This window comes from Arthrobacter sp. SPT-J7 (assembly GCF_059089965.1).
The window spans coordinates 343,665-361,009 of record NZ_JBNHFF010000003.1; the positions used below are offsets into that span (position 1 = coordinate 343,665).

The following is a 17,345-nucleotide window of genomic DNA, read 5'->3' on the forward strand; positions in this document are numbered from 1 at the left end:
ATACTGGCTTTTGGCCCGGACGCCTGCGGAAAAGGGGCGGCTGGAACCGGTCGATAGCGCCGCAGTGCGAACCGACCCTGTTAGTAAGGAACTCATGTATCCCGCTCTCCCTGACCCGGCCCGAAGCCTCACCGAAGCCGGAGGGAAGAACCCCGACAGGGTATGAGCGCCCTTCACGTTGGCGGCCAGCTCTTGGCCCTCCTCATTGTTTTCTACGTACCGGGATATTTGGGGCTCCGGGGTCTGCGGCTCCCTTCGCTCCCGGCGGCCGTCTTGGCGCCGGCGGCGGGCGCGGCCTTCGCCGCAGCCGGAACCATGTTCTGTCTTGTCTCAGGATTGCGGTGGACTTGGATATCCGCCGGAATGGTGGCCTCGCTGTGCATCGCCGTCTGCGTTCTCCTCGGTCGCCTGATCGCCGCGCCGAGTGATCCTCCGAATCCCCCTGTTTCAAGAATTCTCAGACTGCTGGTCGCGGGCTCTTTGCTTGCCGCGGCCACGATCATCGGTGCCGTGCTTCTCGGCTCCATGCACGAACTGGACCGTGTCGCTCAGGCCTGGGACCCCACCTACCACGTCAACGTCCTGCAATGGATCAAGGACAACGGCCAGGCAAGCCCCTGGAGTATTTGGCCGATCTTTGGAGGTGCGCCGCCGTCGTTCTATCCGTCCGGCTGGCATGCCATGGTCTCGCTGGTACCCGGCAGTGTGGTGGTGGCCGGCAATCTATCCGTCCTCGTTATCGGTGGCCTTGTGTGGCCGACGTCGATGTGCCTCCTCTCCCGGGCGATCTTCCCCGACAGGCCGGTGATGTGGATAGTGACGCCGATCGTTGCAGCCTCGCTCCTGGCCTTTCCCTTCGTCCAGATGGGCCGCAGCGGTCAATGGCCGAACTCGTTCGCCACCGCTCTGCTGCCAGCGGTCCTCGCGTTGGGAATCGAAATGCAATTCCGCAGCAGGGTCAGGTGGACTCCCGATGCGGTGCTTCCGGGGCGCCACATGCCGCACCGCACTATAGCCGATCGTCGGGGAACGGTAGCCAGGCTTGTCGCGCTCATGCTCGTCACCGCCGGCGCAGTGTGGATACATCCTTCCGCGTTGTTTGCCTTGTTGGCCCTGGGCGGGCTCTATATGGTCCGGTTCAGCGTGCTCTGGTGCCGCGGAATCTGGGTCAGAAACCAGAGGCAAGGCGTGCTCGTGACGTCCAGCCTGGTCGCAGCGAGCGTGCTGGCCGCCGTCATGCTCGTCAATTCGGACATTCTTGCGGGGGTAATAAGCTATCCTCGCCGCGCCATAGCGGGGTGGGAAGACGCGCTGGCGTGGGTTCTCTTCGATCTGCCGCGCGCACCCGATCATGAGGACGCCACCGCCGCTAGTTATGGGATCGTGGTCGGCATCCTGATGACTATTGGTACTGCCTTGGCCCTTTTCGTACGAAGAGCAAGGCCTGCCGTGGGCGGGATGGCCATGTCCTGGCTTCTGTTCGTGTTGGCGGCAGGCCCAGAAGGTCCCTTCCGCTGGCTGAGCGGGTTCTGGTACAAGGATCCGCCGAGGCTGGCGCCGCTGGTGTTGATTTTCGGATGTGTCTTCGCCGCCTTCGCCCTGGAGGCGCTCTTTCATGGATTCCTCCGCAGCTTTCGACCGCTGAGGCGGCGCCCCCGCTTGCTTCAGCAGATGACGGCGGCCATTGCGCTGGTTGTACTGGCGATCACCTATATTGCTTCGTCCTCGTTCCGCTACGAGGTCCGCGTGGCGGCTGCCGGCACCCCCTACCTCACCACGCCCGACGCGTCGGGCCGGGGCTTGGTTGGCACCGAGCAGGAATTCATCAAATCCTTCGGCCCTCTGCTGCCCGAAGACGCGATTGTTATCGGGGACCCTTTCAACGGTTTGCCGTACATCTATTCGCTGACCGGACACCAAGTTGTCTTCTTCCAAATGGTGAATAGTTCCGGGAGCGCGGACAAGCACTATCTCCGGTACCACTTCCGGGACATCAACCAAGACCCGAAGGTCTGCGAGGCGCTGGGCAGGCTGGGCGCGACGCACGTCTACGATGATCAACCCATCCGGGCACACCAATTGAACGATCGCCGCCAATGGCCCGGCTTCCAGGACGTTGATTTCTCGTCTGGCTTCTCATTGGTTGCCTCCGAAGGCAGCGCAGCAATCTACGAGATCACGGCCTGCGCTGCTCCTTCTCACGCTGAGTGAGCAAAGGCACTTTCTCACGCGGTTTGCTGACGTTGTTTAATGGCCCCATGGACCTCTCCCAGCACCGCTACTCTGTCTCGCTCCACTGGACCGGCAACCGGGGCGACGGGACCGCCAGCTACCGCGGCTATGGGCGAGACCACGTAGTCCGCGCTGCGGGGCTGCCGGACCTCGCCGGAACCGCCGATCCGACCTTCCACGGCGACAAAGACCGCTGGAACCCGGAACAGCTGCTGCTGACCGCGCTGTCCCAGTGCCACATGCTCTCCTATCTGCACATCGCGGTGAAGAACGGCATCGTGGTGACCGCCTATGACGACGACGCCGAGGGCACCTTGCGCCTGAATCGGGACGGCAGCGGCGAATTCACCTCCGTGACGCTCCGGCCGCGCGTTTCCATCGCGGATGAAGGGCAGTCCGACCTCGCGCAGCGGCTCCATGTGGACGCCAACAAGGTCTGTTTTATTGCGCGCAGTGTGAACTTCCCGGTGCTCCACGAACCGGTGGTTGTCCCCGGCTGAGACAATGGTTGCTGACAGCATCAGCGAATAGAGACCATCGATGACCGAAACACCCCAGCACCCCGCACAGCCCGCCGCCCCCGCCGCCCCGGCACAATCAGCGGAGGGTTCGGCCATTCCGTCCCGTTTCGGCCAGCCGCTGGCCACCCTCGCGCCGGCGCCGGCAGCCGCGAACGCGTTCAAGCAGCCCGAGTACACGGACAACTTCTACAACGCGGTCGGCGGCCACGAGACGTTCGTGAAACTGGTGGACGTGTTCTACGACGGCATCGCCGAGGACGACGTGCTGCGCGAGATGTACCCCGAAGAGGACCTCGGGCCGGCCAAGGTCCGGATGCGGATGTTCCTCGAGCAGTACTGGGGCGGCCCGGGCACCTACAGCGAACAGCGCGGCCACCCGCGGCTGCGGATGCGGCACCAGCCCTTCAAGGTGGACTTCGACGCCCGCGACCGCTGGCTGTCGCACATGCGCAAGGCAGTCGATGCCTTGGAGCTGCCGCCGCTCCACGAGCAGACGCTCTGGGACTACTTCGAACGCGCCGCCCACTCCATGGTCAACAGCGCCTAGCAGCGCTCCCTAAAGCGAGGCGCCGCTGCGCACCAGCACGTGCCCGCGGCCGGTGCTCACCCGCAGCCACCGGCCGTTCCGGTACACGGCCGCCGGGTTCCCATCCAGAAAGCCCAGCGTCAGCGCGGCAAACGCCGCTCCGGAGGGAATGACGACGTCGGCCGGCAGTCCGCCGGTGCTTGGCAGCGGCCTGCTCCAGACGGCGCCGCGGGCATTGTTCACCATCAGCTGCCCCGGGTTCTCCGGCAGCGCCTCGGAGACCTCCCGGATCCCTTCCCGGGCGGCCTCCTCCAATACGGCGGACTCCAGCACGCCGGCGTGTTCCCAGCCGGAGCGCGGCGGCAGCACCCCGGTCCACGACTCGTTCACCGTGGTCGGCGGAACGGTCAGGCCGGTTTCTTGATTTCCCATCCTCGCCAGCCGGTCCCCGACCGCACCCAACGGGACGGTCTCCTCCACGCCGGCCGGTGCGGCCAGCGGCATCACCCGCAGGCCCAGGATCGTTGGCGTCGACTCGCCCAGAATCCGCGGCCGCATCAGACACACATAGGCAGCCAGCACGCTGCCAAACGCCTGCAGGTGGATTGCGCTTTCACCCGCGGCGCGGGCCCGGCTGACATAGGTCTTCAGATCCGCCGCAACCTGGACATCGGCCAGCTGCAGAACGGGCGGCACGGTGGGGGTCACTGGGTGGCCTCCTGTCCGGCGCCGGCGGCCTGGGAGCTGTCGCGGAACGGGACCGGCGGCCCGGCCCATTGCTGCAGGGCGGCACGGTACCCGTCGGGCAGCGGCACCGGCCGTCCCGTCGCGGCAGCTGCCAGCACCATGGTCGATGCGCCCAGCGCATGCACGGTACCGGTCTGGTCCTCATCAACGACGGCGTAGCCCAGGTCGAAGCTGGAGTTGCCGATCCGGGTCACCCATACGCCAACATGCACCGGTTCGGTCCGGAACTCCAGCGGCACGCGGTACTCGATTTCCTGCCGTCCCACCAGCGTCTGATTGTCGGTGCCGCGCAGCTCACGCAGGGTCGCGGTCGGCCCCCTGCCGGCTGTTGCCGGAAGTTCCGGCCGCATCTGGTGCAGCAGCACCCGGGCCGTTTCCAGGTACCCCAGATACGTCACATTGTTCACGTGGCCATAGGAATCAATGTCGCTGAACCGTAGCTGGATCGGAAAACGCGGGGCATGCGGCGGAACAGTAGGCATGCTGCCATCTTCTCAAAGGCCGCCAGCCGCAACTAACCCGCCCGCCGGTCGGGCCTGTTCCTGCCCGCTGCGGCCGCGCCGGAGTTGAGTGGTTGACGGGTGCGAACTAGTGTCGGAGATGTTCGTACCCGCGGGTAACCGGCAAGGAGAGCAGATGACCGCCATAGAGGAACACGCCGATCCGACGGCGGTGTTGCTGGAGCTGTTGGACCTTTCCGACGCCGACGGCGCCAACACGGACGAGGAAATCTTCGTCGGCGTCTCCGACAAGCAGCCGCGTGGGCGGGTCTTCGGCGGCCAGGTGCTGGCCCAGTCGGTCATCGCGGCGCAGAGGACGGTGGAACCGGACCGGCCCATCCACTCCATGCACGGGTACTTCCTCCGCGCCGGGGACGCCGACCTGCCGATCACCTTCGGCGTCGAACGGCTGCGTGACGGCCGGTCCTTCTCCGCCCGCCGCACCCATGCCTACCAAAACGGCGTGCCGATCCTGTCGATGATCGCCTCGTTCCAGACGCCCGCCGAAGGACTGGAGCATCAGGAGGCCTTCCCCGACGGCATCCCGGACCCCGAAACCCTGCCGAGCACCGCCGACCTGCTGGGCAAGGTGGACCACCCGGTGGCCCAGCACATGGCCTACCACCGGCCGTTCGACGTCCGCCACGTCCAGGACGCCCTCTACATCCAGGCCAAGGGTGAGCGCCAGGCGGTCAATGCCGTCTGGATGAAGACCAAGGGACCGCTGCCCGACGACCAGGGCCTGCACCGCGCCGCGCTGGCCTTCGGCAGCGACTACACGCTGCTGGAACCCATCCTCCGCCAGCACGGCGTCAGCTGGGTGACGCCCGGCATGAGCGTCGCCAGCTTGGACCACGCCATGTGGTGGCACCGCCCGGTGCGGGTGGACGACTGGCTGCTCTACGTCCAGTCCTCCCCCAGCGCCTCCGGCGCCCGCGGTCTGGCCGTCGGCAAAATCTTCAACCGCGACGGCGAACTGGTCGCCACCGTCGCCCAAGAAGGCATGATCAGGATCCCGGAGTAGCCAGCAAAGGGCCGGGTTTCCGCAATTGCGGAAACCCGGCCCTCCTCGCATCGTGCAACTAGTCGCGGGTCAGACGGCGGTGCGTGACCCGGTGCGGCTTGGCCGCGTCGGGTCCCAGCCGTTCCACCTTGTTCTGCTCGTAGGAATCGAAGTTGCCCTCGAACCAGTACCAGTTCGACGGTTCTTCTTCGGTGCCCTCGTAAGCCAGGATGTGGGTGGCCACCCGGTCCAGGAACCAGCGGTCGTGCGAGACCACCACGGCGCAGCCGGGGAATTCCAGCAGCGCGTTTTCCAGGCTGGACAGTGTTTCCACATCCAAGTCGTTGGTCGGCTCGTCGAGGAGCAGCAGGTTGCCGCCCTGCTTCAGGGTCAGTGCCAGGTTCAGTCGGTTCCGTTCACCACCGGAGAGTACGCCGGCCTTCTTCTGCTGGTCCGGTCCCTTGAACCCGAAGGCGGAGACGTAGGCTCGAGACGGCATTTCCACCTGGCCCACCTGGATGTGGTCCAGACCGTCGGAGACAACCTCCCACAGGGTCTTGTTCGGGTCGATGCCGCCTCGGGACTGGTCCACGTAGGAGATCTTGACGGAATCGCCGATCTTCAGTTCCCCGTCATCCAGCGGCTCGAGGCCCACGATGGTCTTGAACAGGGTGGTCTTGCCGACGCCGTTCGGCCCGATCACGCCGACGATGCCGTTCCGCGGGAGCGAGAAGGACAGACCGTTGATCAGCTCGCGGTCGCCGAACCCCTTGCGCAGGTCCTTGGCCTCGATGACCAACTGGCCCAGCCGCGGCCCCGGCGGAATCTGGATCTCTTCGAAGTCCAGTTTCCGGGTGCGCTCGGCTTCCGCCGCCATTTCCTCGTAACGAGCCAGACGGGCCTTGGACTTGGTCTGACGGCCCTTGGCGTTGGAACGGACCCAGTCCAGTTCCTCGGACAACCGCTTCGCCTGCTTGGCGTCTTTCTTGCCTTGGATTTCGAGGCGGGCGCGCTTCTTTTCCAGGTAAGTGGAGTAGTTGCCTTCGTACGGGTAGAGGTGACCGCGGTCAACTTCGGCGATCCATTCGGCCACGTGGTCCAGGAAGTACCGGTCGTGGGTTACGGCGAGGACGGCGCCCGGGTAGGACTTCAGGTGCTGTTCAAGCCACAGCACGCTTTCGGCGTCCAGGTGGTTGGTGGGCTCGTCGAGGAGCAACAGGTCCGGCTTCTGCAGCAGCAGCTTGCACAGCGCCACCCGGCGCCGCTCACCGCCGGAGAGCACGGTCACGTCGGCGTCGCCCGGTGGGCAGCGCAGTGCGTCCATTGCCTGCTCCAGCTGCGAGTCGATGTCCCAAGCGTCGGCGGCGTCGATCGCCTCCTGCAGCTTGCCCATCTCCTCCAGCAGCGCATCGTAGTCGGCGTCCGGGCTGGCCATCTCTTCGGAGATCTCGTTGAAGCGCTGGATTTTCCCGTAGATCTCACCGACGCCTTCCTGGACGTTGCCCAGGACCGTCTTCTCCTCGTTCAGCGGCGGCTCCTGCAGCAGGATGCCTACGGTGTAGCCGGGGCTGAGCCGGGCTTCACCGTTGGACGGTGTGTCCAAGCCCGCCATGATTTTCAGGATCGTGGACTTGCCCGCGCCGTTGGGGCCGACGACGCCGATCTTGGCGCCGGGGAAGAACGACATGCTTACGTCGTCCAGAATGACTTTGTCGCCAACGGCCTTGCGAGCCTTGGTCATCGTGTAAATGAATTCCGCCATGCCCTCAAGGCTAGTCGCTGCGCCCTGCGATCACATATTCAGCGCACCTGCAGTCCCGTGACGGGCAGGCGGCCTCCGCCCGCCACGGGCTGCTCAACTGGCCATCGGCAGGTCGGCTCCGCTCTCCCGGTCGTCGGCTGCTGCCTCCTCATTCGGGTCCGCCATTGCCGGCTGGCCCTCCGCAAAGGGGCTGCCGGCTTCCGTGTCCGGAACGGAACCGGCCGGATCGTGGTCAGACAGGGCCATCGACCGGTAGTCCGAGGAGCGCGGGTGCGGCGCGTCCTGGCCGTCCGGAACCGTTGCACCTATTGGTGCTGCCGTCCAGTTCTTAATGAACTCCGAGGTGCCCCGGCGCAGGTCGTGCCCGATCGAATCGGCGTCGATCTCCGGAGAGGTGCCGCGGCGGCCGTCCTGCAGCTCCCACTGGCGCAGTTTCAGCCTGCCCGTCACCACCACCGGGTCGCCCTTGGACAGGCTCCGCCACAGGTTTTCGGCCAATCCGCGGAAGGCCTGGACCGTGTACCAGTTGGTCACGCCCTTGACCCACTCGCCGGTGTCCCGGTTCAGCCAGTCCCCCGACGACGCCAGCCTGAACTCGGCCACCGCGTCACCCTTCTTGGTCCGCTTCCGCTGCACCTCAGTGCCGAGCACGCCGCGGACCGTGATGTAGTCGCTCATCTCCTGCCTCCCATCTTCTCGAAGCCGGCGGTGCCGCCGGCAGCAGCCACTCTTCCCAAGCCGCGCGGTTGGCAAAAGCTACGCCCGCCCGGCTGTGGAGCAGACCACCCCGCCGTCCAGGTGTGTAGGAGTACTCGGCAGGCATCGCTTTGTCCACAGCGCAGGAAGCCGGGGCCACGGGCCTGCTCATTGGTCCTAGCCTCAAGACGTGGATCCAGTCCCTTCCGGTGCTCACGGGCTACACGGCTACCGGCTGCCTGCCGGCAATGGCGGCGGCGCAGGCAGACCGCGAGCCAACCCGCAGGGGCGGGACACGACAGTCGGTGCGTTGTACGCCGACTGGATGCGGCTGCTGGTCACCCAAGGACTGCGCGGCGGGCCCATCGCGGCCAGCACCGCGGCCAACTACCGGAAGAACTGGCACCGGCATATCGAGCCGCGCTGGTCGTCCACTCCGGTGGACCAGGTGCACTGGCACGACGTCGGCGAGTGGATCGCCGGATTGCAGGCGGGCAGCCGCGGCCAGTCCGGCAACAACACCCGCCGCCGGGTAGCGCTGATGTTCATCCGGCTGATGCGCCACAGCGTCTACCTGAAACTGCTGCCCGAGAACCCGGCTACCGATCCCACCGGCCGGGCCCGCTATGTGCCCCGGGCCCCGGTGGAGAAGCGGCGAATCTATTTGTCCATGCCGGAACTCCAGGCCCTCGCCGAACAGTGTGCGCCGTGGACGGATCTGGTCATGCTCGCCGGCACCACCGGACTGCGGTGGGGCGAGATCACCGCACTGCGCGCCCCGGACTTCCGCAGGACGCCCGAAGGCTGGCTGTTGGAGGTGCTGCGCTCATGGAAGTATGGCGACGCCGGCGCCCCGTCGCCTAACACCAAGAGCGGCGGCACACGCACCGTCCCGGTTCCGGACAAGGTCGCCGCCATGGTGCTGGCCGCCCGGCCACCCGAGGGCCTGCTGTTCCGCTCCCGCAGCGGCGGGCGACTGCACCATTCCAACTTCGCCGCCCGCGTGCTACGCCCGGCCGCAGTCGGCGCCGGGCTGGACCCGGCTCCCACATTCCACGACCTGCGCCACACGGCCGTCAGCCTGATCCTGCACACGACCAAGGACGTCAAGCTGGCGCAGCGGATCGCCGGCCATGCCTCCGCTCAACTGACTCTGGACACTTATGCCGAGCTGTTCGAACAGACCCTATTCACCGCCGCCCGGGCGCTCGACGGCTTGATAGAGTAAATTCTGGATTTGACCCCAAGCCGGGCGATCGCGCAGCGGCTCGGGGTGGATCCACCAGCCTCGGTAGCTCAGCGGATAGAGCAGGAGCCTTCTAATCTCTTGGTCGCAGGTTCGATTCCTGTCCGGGGCGCAATAAAAGCGGCTCTGACTAGGCACAATGCCTGGTCGGAGCCGCTTCAATTTGGCTCCGCGCAGGGCCGATCCACCGCTTACCCACCGGATTCGTTCTACACCTGATCTCTTCGACGACTGCCCTGGATACGGCCCCGCAAGTAGGACAACCGTTGAGGAAGGTGCATCCAAAAGTTCGACCACCAGTCACGAACCCTAAACCAGGCCGAGTCTTTGCGGGCGTACCGGTTCACTAACTCATCTCGAACACTCTCGTATTCGGCGATATCCCGAGCCAGCGGTCCACGCATGATGCTTCCGCTGATCTCCGCTTCCACCATGAAATCGAGCAGCGTCCCCGTCCAATAGACCACCTGATTCGCAGCCGTCGTCTCCCATGGCTTAGCTGTAAGGCTGAGCAGTCTGACGTGGGCGTCCATTCTTCGCTTGTTTTCTCGAATGGAGCGTACTGCAGCGGCTGCAATGCCCCGGTCACGCTCGGTCGAAGCCTTCCCGCCGTCGGCATCTTCAGGAGATGCTTGGTCGTGCGCCGAAGCAGATGCGGCCGCTGCCAGATCCGCCTCATGGATGATCTCTGCTACGCTCTGGCGAACCCGCCTGCCCCTGTCCAGGCGGTTCTGCAACCAAACCGCTACCAAGGCGACGATGGTCGCCATCAAGATCGAAGCAATCCCAACCCAGTCCACGTGTTCCACCTAGCCGCCGTCGCTGTCGCCGTTTACAACCATCAGGGACGACCACCGATAACTGCAAGGATTGCCGTCATGTCTGGCGCCTCGTGGGTCTTCTGCACGTAGTGCCGGCTTGTCATCTGCTCGCTGGAGTGGCCCAGCTGGGCGGATGCCGACGCCATGCCCTCGGTGTTGGCCAGCAGGGTTCCCACGGACTTGCGGAAGGTGTGCGGAGTGACCCACTGAAAACCAATCTCATCGCGGGCGGAACGCCACTGCTTCCGGAAGTTAAACCTTCACGATGGATTTCGAGGTCGAGCTTGAAGGACCGGATGTTGCGGCCCCGTGGTTCGGGTTCAACATTTGCGCCCAACAGGACTGGTCGTGGAAGAACGCGGAAGCGAACCCGACCGGCTACTTGTGCTTCATCGCGCAGCGCACCGGTAACCTGTCAATCTGGCAGTGGGTCAGCGGTTCGTCTATCAAGCGTGCGGAGACGGTATCTGGCGGGCCTGTCATTGCCGCCAACGGAACTCTTTACGGGCGGATCGAAGTCACCCCAACAACTGTGTCAATCAGTCAGGTAGTTGGTGGTGTCCCGCAGGGTAAGACCACGTTCACGGACTCGCAGTACCGGGGCGGCTACCTGCACGCGGCGGCGTTCTTCTCATCCGACACCAGCGCGGCATTCACCATCAAGAAAATCACGATCTCCTAGCGGCCCGGAAGCCCGCGAGTTACCATCTCCGGTTGCTTGCGGGCACGGGTAGTTCGATGTAAATCTGTCCCGCGCCTAGTCGGCTCGCCGAGAGCCTGCACTCGCCGGCTCTCGGCGGCCGAACGGTGCTGCTACTTTCCGGACGACGCCACCGCTGTAAGACCGGATTACCTTATCCAAGGCCGGATGGCTGCACGCCACAACGATCAGCACCGTGAACAGCACGCAGTTGGCCAATGCCGCGGTGCGGCCCGCTTCGTCCCAGACCAGGGGCAGTAGCGGGGTAACGGCCATGACCACGAAGAGGTGCCCCAGATACACCGCGAGGCTGCGCAGGCCAACCATTGAGGAAGCACCTTGCCTGTTGCGCACAAGGCACAACAGAGTGAACGTCAGCAGCGCGGCAACCGTTAGCAGGCCGGCGCGGGTGGCGATCCCCTCAGCGATGCCAACGTCCAACCCGAGGAAGGACCTGTTGCCGAAGAACCAGCGCGGATTTAGGTGCTGACTGAACACGAACCAGACCACGGCGGCGGACGCCACCACTAGACCGGCCCTCATGGCAATAGATGCCCTGCCTGCCAGAGCGAGGGCCTGCCGCCCATAGAGTGCTCCAGCCACATAGAACGGCAGGAACACCAAGGCCCGTGAAACGGCCATATCGTTATCGATCGAGTCGACTGCCCCGGAGCAGCACGCAGCTGTGACGGACAGAATCATCGACGACTTCGGGAACCGCAGGACGACCGGTAACAGCAGCTGCCAATAGATCATCGCCAACAGGAACCAGAGCACCCAAAACGGAAAGGGGCCGAACTGGTGCAGGCTGTCAATCACCGCATCGAATACCCAGTACAAGCTCTGGAACGTCAGCAGCAGAACTAGCAGTGTCCCGGCCCGCTCAAGTAGCCGCGACGTTTTCGCGGTGACTCCGGCAAGGAACACGAACGCTGGCATGTGAAACAGGTAGATCGCAGTTAGCGGCAGGCGGGTGCTGCTGGCTTCCCAGAAATTCGTCTGCTCAAGCAAGTGGCCAAGGACCACCAGAACAATCAGGACGCCCTTTGTTGCGTCGAGGCGGTGGTCGCGAGGTTTAGGTGCGAGCGCTGTCATCGGAACGTGCCAAGCAGGGCTGACGCCCAACGTGGCCGACGGCGCGTGACCTCCACCGCAGGTTCCTGCGGAAAGATCGGTTCTACTGTTTCCGGCAGGTTTGCGTCCCGCTGGATGTGCTTACGAACCCAGTTGATCTTCGACCGGACTGGCTTGGCTGGCATTCCGACCGCGAGCGAGTGTGGCGGGATGGGCCGGGAGCCGGTGACCATTGCACGCGCCCCGATCATGCTGCCGTCACCGATCTGCGCGCCGGGCATGAGGAACACCTCTTGTCCGAACCACACGTGGTTTCCAATGGTGATCGACTGGGACGGGTTAATCCGCTCCCCCGTCACGCCGTCATAGATCGGGTGTGAGTCGTCGCCCTTGAACCGGCAGTTCGGACCAATCAGCAGGTCGTTTCCGAGGGTGACAGAGGCGCCTTCGGCAGTATTGATCTGGAGGTCCGGGCCACAGTAGATGTCCTCGCCGTAGTTGATCCGGCAATCCAAGCCAAGGCTCATGCGGCCACGGAACGAGGACCTGTTGCCAATGACCACGGTGGCGTTGTCACGGAAAAAATTTACAAGCCCGTAGAAGCCGACACGCTCGCCAATGATGAGCGTGCAGTTCTTCGCGCCGAACTCCACCACCGAAGCGCCGTTCGTGAGTGGTTTACCGATGATGCGGTTGCCGTTGTCATCGGTGTAATCGGCGACTTCCTCGCCGCGCAAAAATACAGCCACTTTGCTCTTCCTTGAATTGTTTGCCCGGCTAAGAGAGCACCGCAGAGCATTAGACGTTTAACCGCGAGCTTATCAACTCTCACTATTCGCGAACATCTCGACCACGTAACACCCATAGGGGGAAATGCATGATCGACGGCATCCCGATAAGCGTGGAAACCCTTACCCCCGTGGGTCTCTACATCCTGCTCGTACTCCTGCTCTATTTCGAGCGCGTCGTACCCATCGGAAGGGTCCGCGCCGAGCAGGAGAACACAAGTATTGGCGGGAAGTCTCAGACAAAAAAGACCTCACGATCAGCCAGCTAACCGAAACCAACAGACTCCTAGCGGGGGGCGTCGGCGAGACGGTGGCAAAGGTTATGACCGAGCTGCAGATAAAGGCCGGTGATGACGAATGAAGTGGCTCCAGCGGAAACCCAACGCACCCTCGCCAGACGTGTTGGCAGCGAAAATCCAAGCCGACATCGAACACAAGGCGGCTGTGGAAGAACACCAAGAAGCTTTGACCCTCACCCAGAAACTTCACCAGATCAGGGAACGAAACCACTTCGGTGAATCCCTGGAAGGACTCTATAGAGAGAAACGAACATGATCGAAGGCATCCTAATTCTCACCGTCTTCACCCTGTCTGCCTTTACGATGGGCGCTTACACGGTGGTCGCCCGCTGGTGGTTGCACCGGGCCAGCAAAGCGTACATGGCCTTGTTCTTCAGCCTGTTCATCCTGGCTGGATTCTTCCTCATCGAAGCGCTCACAAAGCAGCAAGCTGAATGGGCTGAAGCAGCCGTGAGCGGGCTCGTGGCCGTCGCCATCGCGCTCAACACCTACACCATCATCAGCAAGCAGATCCGGGCGTGGCGCATCGAACACCCCGAATCCAGCCAACCCGAAGGACCGTGTCCGCATGACGAAGCTCTATGCACCGTCGAACAACCCGGTGACTCAGGGTTGGGCGGCGGAGTTTTACTACTTTAACGGAGTGCACTATCCGCAGGGGTTCTACCAACAGAAGCTCGGTTGGAACGGGCACAATGGCTTAGATTACGCGCAGTGGCCTGACAACAACGCCTATGCAGCCGGCGGCGGGTTGGTGACGTGGGCCGACTGGGGCAACACGCATCCGTGGATCTCAGAGGGTGGCATCGTCACGATGATCGACCACGGCAGCTTCTACACCGTTTACGCGCACCTCAACGACAACAACATGGTCAAGGTCGGGCAGCGAGTGAAGGCTGGGCAAGTCGTCGGGAAGATCGGCGGCACCGGCATGGTCAGCGGCCCACACCTCCACTTCGAGGTCATCCCCAAGAACCCTAACCTCCGCAACGGCTGGTACGACCGCACCAAGCCCGTACTGGTCAGCAACAAACCAGCCACCGTCAGCGCCGCATCCGGTGCGACCATCAAACCCATCAAGGAGGACACGTTGTCAACCGCAGAAGTCAAAGAAATCAAAGAGTACATCGACGCCAAGCACAAGGCGCTGCATCAGGCCCTGCGCGAGGACATTGCCGACCTGATCAGCAAGTACGCGCTGCGGGGCAAGCTCACCGCCAACGTCAAGGGATCGGACGGCAAGGAACAACAGATCACCCAGGCGACCCAACTCCGGTGGCTTGACCAGATGCTCCGTGAAGTCCGCGCCTTCGCCCGCGCCGGCCGCACCGAAGAACAAATCAACGCAGCCGTCCGAGAAGCCATGGCCGACCTTGTAGAAGTCAACGTACCGTCCAAGGGAAAGACAAAGCATGAACGCCATCGCCCCCTACTTCAAGGCCGTCGTCGCCTTCATCGCACCCGGCGCCGTAATCCTCACCAGCGCAGTCACCGAAGCATCAGCAGGCGGGGAACCGATCACGTCCGGCGAATGGGTAACCGCAGCCTGTGCAACCGTGATCACCGCTGCTGCCGTCTACGCGACACCCAACAAGAACAAGGTTGTAGCCGAGTAGTTTGCTAATTCAAAGCGCCCGCCACCAATACTGGTGGCGGGCGCTTTTTTGCATTGCTTATTCCAAGGAGCCAGGCCGAGCGATGCCGTCCTGTGTGTGCCGAATCCCGGCAAGAAGAGCTCCGCTAGGGCGCCCATCTTTGTTATGTGTGAGGCGACGGGGCAAGCCGCACGCGACCGCGAACTCATGAATATCCATGTTCGGGTCTGCGTGCATGAGAACTTGAGCTGCTACCCACATCACGTTCATTTTGACGAGGTCAGTCTCAGATTCCTCAAGGATGTCTTTCCCAGCCTTGCTGTCCTTGAGACGCTGGTGGCCGGCTCGGTCGGCGCGGTACGGTGCATCCGACCAGTCGTGATTCGCAATCTCAGCAGCGAATTCTTGCGCGATACGACTCAACATGGTGTCCCTCCGATTGGAACTAATAATGCCGCTCCCCGATGGAGCAGCTGAGACCGAGCGTAGTCTTCGCAGGGCACGATGTTGGGCAAGGAGCGGATGACGTGCGTGTCGCGCACGCTTCGTTGCGGTCTTTCGGAGCCTACTCATGATAGATAATCGATCAAGATGCAGACCCGTTGGGTGCCGGCCACCGCCGTACGTCGGATCACCCGCGCAGAATCATCCTGGCGCCACCCCTACGACATCATCGACTAATTGGACGGGGCGCCACGGGGAGTTGACTCGATTAACCGAAGCAGCCGTGCCACACTATTGCAAGCGGCCTTACGATTTCGTGCCCCGGATATCCCCATGACCTGGTGCGGCTCTAGGCGCTTCGCGAAGGAACAGCCCCGCCGATCCCCCCAACAGGCGGGGCTGTTTCCTTCCCAAGCCGGTTTCCCCTACCCCAAGTAGACCTCGCCGGAGGCACAACGCTACACCCGGTTGGGATGCTTAGGAACAGGGCCAGCCTCAAAAAACGTGTGCGAGGCGAACCGCACGAATTGAGTCCCCTCAGAGCAGATCTTGCGCCGGCTGCTACTTAATCCGATGGGTGGTTGAGTACCGCGCAGATGCATAATAGCCAGTCTTCGAGCCGGTGACCCGGACCTTGATGCTGCGGGACCTGTCGCTCTTGGTGAGCTTGTAGGTCCGGTTGTCCGCGCCCTTGATCGCCTTGCCGGAACGGTACCACTGGTACTTGAAGGTCGTGCCGGAAGTCCAGGCGCCGGCCTTTGCGGTGAGAGTGCGGCCGACCTTTTGGGTGCCCGTGATTGTCGGCTTTTTGGTCGCGAGGGAACCCTTCGCGATCGTGGACGTGGTGAAGGAATGGCGGCCGGAGTTGTAGTAACCGGCTTTGGACGCGCCGACCCAAACCAAGACGTTGTGTCCCGCGTCCGCTGCTGTGAGTTTGTATGTCTTGCCAGTCGCGCCCTTGATAGGTCGATGCGCCCATTTACTGGGCTGGGTGACAGACCGGTACCACTGGTATGTCAGCTTCGCGCCGGGTGTCCAGCCGTCAACGCGGGCTGTCAGCGTATTGCCGACCCTCTTTGTTCCGGTGATCGTCTGATAAGGCTTGGTATCCAATGTGCCCGGATGGACCACTGATCCCAATGTCGCCACCACGGAGGTGGGGCCGTAGCCGGCCTGGGACCCGGAGATCCTGACGGTAATCCGTTTCCCCAAATCGGCAAGGGAAGGCTTGTATGTCTGGCTGACCGCATTCAGTATTTCGGCCCCGGACCGGTACCACTGGTATGTCAGCGTGGTTCCTGGAGTCCAAGTGCCCGGGTGAGCGGTGAGCGTGGCGCCAAACACACTGTCTCCGTGAACGTAATGCCCGGTCTGAGTGAGCGTGCCCATCGTTACGGCTGCGGTGGCCGGAGCGGTAGCCGATACGGGGTTGTAGCCGTTTTGGGTCACAGTGATCTTTGCCGACAAGGCGTGGCCGAGATCGTCTGCCGTTGCCCGATACGAGTCGGCCGTGGCGCCGCTGATCGGCGTTCCAGACCTGTACCACTGGATCGTCCGCCGGCCGATGCCGTTTCCTATCGTGGCACCAATTTTGGGAGCAACACTCAATGTCTGACCTACCTTCGGTGTGCCCGAAATGGCCGGTACAGGGTAGATCTCCTCGATCGGGACGAACACGTTGGCAGAGCCCGCAGTAGCCGCGTCGTACCCCGCTTTCGCCGCGGTGACTTTAGCGCTGTAGACGCTGCCAGCGTAGGAGGGATGGATCTGAAGGGATGAACCTCCGTAGCCCATCGACTTGCCGTCGCGGTACCACTCGTACGTGTATTGGCTGGGCTCTGGGTCCCACTCGCCAGGTGCCACGCTCAGAGTGAAACCGGCGCGGGGGGTGCCGATGATGCTTGGCACAACGGCGTTGGTGACCTTGCCCAAGACTAATTTTTCAAGCGTTACTTGTCCGAGCTTAAGGATTTGGCCGCCCGCTACAGCCACCGGGACCGCAGTGGAACTGTCACGCGCATCGTGGTACCACTCAGTAATGTAGGTGCCTGCAAGCCGGAGATGGCTGCCAGGGTCACTGAACTGGATTTTTAAGTCCGCAGCTTCGTAAACAGACAGGCTGAATCGGCCGTCCGTGCCGGTCATGGCGCTGGCGACGGTATGGAACTCCGGCCCTGCTTCCGGCGCTTCCGGCGCAAAGACTACGATCTGAATATCCTTGAGAGGCGTGCCGCCGCCGTCGGTGACGGTGCCTTGAATGAGAGCTTCGCCTCCAATGGCCAGGGCCGGTGGAGCTCCGGCAAGGAGCACTGAGAGCACCATGACCGCGGCAACCAGCGAACTGAACGCGGTCAAAGCTTTAGACGAAGAAGATGCAATTGACGCCAAGGT

The 17,345-nt window shown here is 63.2% G+C and carries 19 protein-coding genes, 1 tRNA gene and 1 pseudogene; 11 read left to right on the plus strand and 10 right to left on the minus strand.

The window, feature by feature from the left end; genetic code table 11:
* Positions 1-162 precede the first annotated feature (162 nt).
* The 3 genes from AC5RWX_RS07025 to AC5RWX_RS07035 are packed head-to-tail and all read left to right on the plus strand — an operon-like array spanning position 163 to position 3,300.
* Positions 163-2,211, plus strand: a complete 2,049-nt coding sequence (locus AC5RWX_RS07025; protein ID WP_494097109.1) for a DUF6541 family protein — start codon at positions 163-165, stop codon at positions 2,209-2,211.
* 47 nt (positions 2,212-2,258) lie between these two features.
* Positions 2,259-2,732 (plus strand): OsmC family protein, encoded by a 474-nt coding sequence (locus tag AC5RWX_RS07030; protein WP_494097110.1) that lies wholly within the window; start codon positions 2,259-2,261, stop codon positions 2,730-2,732.
* 40 nt (positions 2,733-2,772) lie between these two features.
* Positions 2,773-3,300: a globin gene (locus AC5RWX_RS07035; protein WP_494097111.1), complete on the plus strand. Its 528-nt coding sequence runs from the start codon at positions 2,773-2,775 to the stop codon at positions 3,298-3,300.
* 9 nt (positions 3,301-3,309) lie between these two features.
* On the opposite strand, the gene AC5RWX_RS07040 is transcribed toward AC5RWX_RS07035, so the two are convergent.
* Both AC5RWX_RS07040 and AC5RWX_RS07045 read right to left on the minus strand, forming a co-directional pair.
* Positions 3,310-3,987, minus strand: coding sequence for a DUF8185 domain-containing protein (locus AC5RWX_RS07040; RefSeq protein WP_494097112.1), 678 nt, complete (start codon positions 3,985-3,987; stop codon positions 3,310-3,312).
* Positions 3,984-4,508, minus strand: coding sequence for an acyl-CoA thioesterase (locus tag AC5RWX_RS07045; protein WP_494097113.1), 525 nt, complete (start codon positions 4,506-4,508; stop codon positions 3,984-3,986). Before AC5RWX_RS07045 ends, AC5RWX_RS07040 begins: the two co-directional genes overlap by 4 nt.
* A 154-nt stretch (positions 4,509-4,662) precedes the next feature.
* On the opposite strand from AC5RWX_RS07045, the gene AC5RWX_RS07050 reads away from it, so the two are divergent.
* Positions 4,663-5,550: an acyl-CoA thioesterase gene (locus AC5RWX_RS07050; protein WP_493957736.1), complete on the plus strand. Its 888-nt coding sequence runs from the start codon at positions 4,663-4,665 to the stop codon at positions 5,548-5,550.
* Positions 5,551-5,608: 58 nt separating this feature from the next.
* On the opposite strand, the gene ettA is transcribed toward AC5RWX_RS07050, so the two are convergent.
* Both ettA and AC5RWX_RS07060 read right to left on the minus strand, forming a co-directional pair.
* A complete protein-coding gene (gene ettA, locus AC5RWX_RS07055; RefSeq protein ID WP_493941992.1) occupies positions 5,609-7,291 on the minus strand; it encodes an energy-dependent translational throttle protein EttA in 1,683 nt (560 codons plus the stop codon).
* 93 nt (positions 7,292-7,384) lie between these two features.
* The gene (locus AC5RWX_RS07060) at positions 7,385-7,969 is read right to left on the minus strand and encodes a single-stranded DNA-binding protein (protein WP_494097114.1); all 585 of its coding nucleotides are present in this window, start codon (positions 7,967-7,969) and stop codon (positions 7,385-7,387) included.
* 208 nt (positions 7,970-8,177) lie between these two features.
* Between AC5RWX_RS07060 and AC5RWX_RS07065 the strand changes: the two genes are divergently transcribed.
* Together AC5RWX_RS07065 and AC5RWX_RS07070 are read left to right on the plus strand one after the other, a co-directional pair.
* The gene (locus AC5RWX_RS07065; protein ID WP_494097115.1) at positions 8,178-9,215 is read left to right on the plus strand and encodes a tyrosine-type recombinase/integrase; all 1,038 of its coding nucleotides are present in this window, start codon (positions 8,178-8,180) and stop codon (positions 9,213-9,215) included.
* Positions 9,216-9,272: 57 nt separating this feature from the next.
* Positions 9,273-9,345 (plus strand) — tRNA-Arg (locus AC5RWX_RS07070).
* A 97-nt stretch (positions 9,346-9,442) separates the two neighbouring features.
* Here AC5RWX_RS07070 and AC5RWX_RS07075 read toward each other — a convergent pair.
* Positions 9,443-10,033 (minus strand): hypothetical protein, encoded by a 591-nt coding sequence (locus tag AC5RWX_RS07075; protein WP_494097116.1) that lies wholly within the window; start codon positions 10,031-10,033, stop codon positions 9,443-9,445.
* 41 nt (positions 10,034-10,074) lie between these two features.
* Positions 10,075-10,296: pseudogene (locus AC5RWX_RS07080) on the minus strand (tyrosine-type recombinase/integrase); the annotation flags it as partial.
* A gap of 23 nt (positions 10,297-10,319) precedes the next feature.
* Between AC5RWX_RS07080 and AC5RWX_RS07085 the strand changes: the two are divergent.
* Positions 10,320-10,736, plus strand: a complete 417-nt coding sequence (locus tag AC5RWX_RS07085; protein WP_494097117.1) for a hypothetical protein — start codon at positions 10,320-10,322, stop codon at positions 10,734-10,736.
* Positions 10,737-10,811: 75 nt separating this feature from the next.
* Here the strand turns inward: AC5RWX_RS07085 and AC5RWX_RS07090 are convergent, their stop codons facing one another.
* Positions 10,812-11,849 (minus strand): acyltransferase family protein, encoded by a 1,038-nt coding sequence (locus AC5RWX_RS07090; RefSeq protein ID WP_494097118.1) that lies wholly within the window; start codon positions 11,847-11,849, stop codon positions 10,812-10,814.
* The gene (locus AC5RWX_RS07095) at positions 11,846-12,577 is read right to left on the minus strand and encodes an acyltransferase (RefSeq protein WP_494097119.1); all 732 of its coding nucleotides are present in this window, start codon (positions 12,575-12,577) and stop codon (positions 11,846-11,848) included. The genes AC5RWX_RS07090 and AC5RWX_RS07095 overlap by 4 nt, the downstream gene beginning before the upstream one ends.
* 128 nt (positions 12,578-12,705) lie before the next feature.
* Between AC5RWX_RS07095 and AC5RWX_RS07100 the strand changes: the two genes are divergently transcribed.
* The 4 genes from AC5RWX_RS07100 to AC5RWX_RS07115 all read left to right on the plus strand — a co-directional run bounded on the left by AC5RWX_RS07100 (position 12,706) and on the right by AC5RWX_RS07115 (position 14,539).
* Positions 12,706-12,885, plus strand: a complete 180-nt coding sequence (locus AC5RWX_RS07100; protein WP_494097120.1) for a hypothetical protein — start codon at positions 12,706-12,708, stop codon at positions 12,883-12,885.
* 88 nt (positions 12,886-12,973) lie between these two features.
* Positions 12,974-13,171, plus strand: a complete 198-nt coding sequence (locus AC5RWX_RS07105; RefSeq protein WP_494097121.1) for a DUF7620 family protein — start codon at positions 12,974-12,976, stop codon at positions 13,169-13,171.
* Positions 13,168-13,554, plus strand: a complete 387-nt coding sequence (locus tag AC5RWX_RS07110; RefSeq protein WP_494097122.1) for a putative phage holin — start codon at positions 13,168-13,170, stop codon at positions 13,552-13,554. Before AC5RWX_RS07105 ends, AC5RWX_RS07110 begins: the two co-directional genes overlap by 4 nt.
* Complete coding sequence (locus tag AC5RWX_RS07115) at positions 13,484-14,539, plus strand: M23 family metallopeptidase (protein WP_494097123.1); 1,056 nt, start codon at positions 13,484-13,486, stop codon at positions 14,537-14,539. Before AC5RWX_RS07110 ends, AC5RWX_RS07115 begins: the two co-directional genes overlap by 71 nt.
* 49 nt (positions 14,540-14,588) lie before the next feature.
* Here the strand turns inward: AC5RWX_RS07115 and AC5RWX_RS07120 are convergent, their stop codons facing one another.
* Together AC5RWX_RS07120 and AC5RWX_RS07125 are read right to left on the minus strand one after the other, a co-directional pair.
* Complete coding sequence (locus AC5RWX_RS07120) at positions 14,589-14,936, minus strand: hypothetical protein (protein WP_494097124.1); 348 nt, start codon at positions 14,934-14,936, stop codon at positions 14,589-14,591.
* A 579-nt stretch (positions 14,937-15,515) separates the two neighbouring features.
* Positions 15,516-17,342 carry a hypothetical protein gene (locus AC5RWX_RS07125; protein WP_494097125.1) on the minus strand — a complete coding sequence of 609 codons (1,827 nt, stop codon included), beginning with the start codon at positions 17,340-17,342 and terminating at the stop codon, positions 15,516-15,518.
* Positions 17,343-17,345: the final 3 nt, after the last annotated feature.

Coding starts and splice junctions, on each gene's coding strand:
- AC5RWX_RS07025 (WP_494097109.1), top strand. CDS start 163: ATGAGCGCCCTTCACGTTGGCGGCCAGCTCTTGGCCCTCCTCATTGTT.
- AC5RWX_RS07030 (WP_494097110.1), top strand. CDS start 2,259: ATGGACCTCTCCCAGCACCGCTACTCTGTCTCGCTCCACTGGACCGGC.
- AC5RWX_RS07035 (WP_494097111.1), top strand. CDS start 2,773: ATGACCGAAACACCCCAGCACCCCGCACAGCCCGCCGCCCCCGCCGCC.
- AC5RWX_RS07045 (WP_494097113.1), bottom strand. CDS start 4,508: ATGCCTACTGTTCCGCCGCATGCCCCGCGTTTTCCGATCCAGCTACGG.
- AC5RWX_RS07050 (WP_493957736.1), top strand. CDS start 4,663: ATGACCGCCATAGAGGAACACGCCGATCCGACGGCGGTGTTGCTGGAG.
- ettA (WP_493941992.1), bottom strand. CDS start 7,291: ATGGCGGAATTCATTTACACGATGACCAAGGCTCGCAAGGCCGTTGGC.
- AC5RWX_RS07060 (WP_494097114.1), bottom strand. CDS start 7,969: ATGAGCGACTACATCACGGTCCGCGGCGTGCTCGGCACTGAGGTGCAG.
- AC5RWX_RS07085 (WP_494097117.1), top strand. CDS start 10,320: ATGGATTTCGAGGTCGAGCTTGAAGGACCGGATGTTGCGGCCCCGTGG.
- AC5RWX_RS07090 (WP_494097118.1), bottom strand. CDS start 11,849: ATGACAGCGCTCGCACCTAAACCTCGCGACCACCGCCTCGACGCAACA.
- AC5RWX_RS07100 (WP_494097120.1), top strand. CDS start 12,706: ATGATCGACGGCATCCCGATAAGCGTGGAAACCCTTACCCCCGTGGGT.
- AC5RWX_RS07105 (WP_494097121.1), top strand. CDS start 12,974: ATGAAGTGGCTCCAGCGGAAACCCAACGCACCCTCGCCAGACGTGTTG.
- AC5RWX_RS07110 (WP_494097122.1), top strand. CDS start 13,168: ATGATCGAAGGCATCCTAATTCTCACCGTCTTCACCCTGTCTGCCTTT.
- AC5RWX_RS07115 (WP_494097123.1), top strand. CDS start 13,484: ATGACGAAGCTCTATGCACCGTCGAACAACCCGGTGACTCAGGGTTGG.
- AC5RWX_RS07120 (WP_494097124.1), bottom strand. CDS start 14,936: ATGTTGAGTCGTATCGCGCAAGAATTCGCTGCTGAGATTGCGAATCAC.